Source organism: Streptomyces sp. DvalAA-14 (assembly GCF_900091855.1).
Lineage (GTDB): Bacteria > Actinomycetota > Actinomycetes > Streptomycetales > Streptomycetaceae > Actinacidiphila.
On sequence record NZ_FMCH01000272.1, the window covers coordinates 1 to 1,305 of the forward strand.

The 1,305-nt window shown below is 75.9% G+C and carries 1 protein-coding gene; it reads left to right on the forward strand.

What is annotated here, in order from left to right; genetic code table 11:
• Nucleotides 1-58 precede the first annotated feature (58 nt).
• Nucleotides 59-1,305: MFS transporter (locus GA0115240_RS36870; protein ID WP_161302203.1), on the forward strand; the 1,247-nt coding region annotated here is incomplete at its 3' end.

Genomic DNA, 1,305 nt, shown 5'->3' on the forward strand with positions numbered 1-1,305 from the left:
CTCAGGGGCGCACGGCCGATTCCCGGACCGATCGCGTGCACGACACGATGGAGGACAGGTGACCGACGACATCGCGCCCCCGGACGGCGGCTCCCCGCCCGGCGGACCGCCGACCCCCGCGCAGGCCGTAGTCGCGGCCCCGCCGCCGACCGCGCGGCGCGGCTTCTCGCTGGCGGTGTACCTCACCTCGGCCACCTTGATCCGCTCGGCGAGCGGCGGCGCCCCCGTGGGCCTGGTGTCCCTCACCCTCAGCCTGCACAGCCACGGCGGCGCCGCGCTCGGCGGCGTCCTGGCCGCCCTGCTCACCGCGCCCAACGTGGCCGGCCCGTGGATGGCGCGCTGGCTGGAGAGCGCCCGGGACACCCGGCTGCGCCTGGCCCCGGCCTTCGCCCTGTACGGTCTGGCCCTGGCCGGCGGCGCGCTGATGCTCGGTCACGCGGCGACAGCCCTGGTGGCCCTGGTCATCACGGTGGGCGGCCTGTGCGATCCGCTCATGACCGGCGGCCTGAGCAGCCGGCTGGCCCTCATCGTCGGCGGCGACGAGCGCACCCAGCGCCGCGCCGAGGGCTGGGACTCCGCGACGTACGGCATCAGCAACATCGCCGGGCCGGCGGTGGTGGCCGCGCTCGCCACCACCCTCGGACCCCTCCCGGCCGTGGTCATCCTGGGCGCGTCGGGAGTGCTGTCGGGCCTGCTGCTGTTGCTGCTCCCCCGGGGGCAGGCCGTCGCCGCCGGCGGGGCGTCGATGCCGGTCCGCGACGCGCTGCGGGTGGTGGTGCACGTCGGGCCGCTGCGCCGGGTCATGGTGGCCACCATGATCACCTCGATCAGCACCGGCGGCGTCATGGTCGTCGCGGTGGTCTTCGGCAGGTCGCTGGAACACTCGGCGGGCGCGGGCGCCGCCCTCGGCGCGGTCTACGGTGCCGGGAACCTCTGCGGTGCGATCCTGACCGGTGTCTTCCCGCTGTCCGGCGAGCCCGAACGGCTCGCCATCCGGCTGATCGCCGCGAACGCGGTCGCCATCGGGCTGTGCGCCCTGGCGCCCGGTTATCTGATCGCGCTGCTCACCTTCGCCCTGGCGGGCGCCACCAGCGCGGTGCTGTTCACCGCGACACTCGCGGTGCGCTCGGTGTACTCGCCGCCGGCCGCCCGCGCGCACGTCTTCGTCACCATGGCCGGCTTCAAGATGGCCGCGGCCGCGGCCGGCACCGCGCTGGCCGGCACGCTCGCGGGCATCGGACCGCGCGTCGTGCTGGCGGTGGACTCGGTGGTGGTGGCATCCGCCGTCCTGGTGGCCCTGACCGA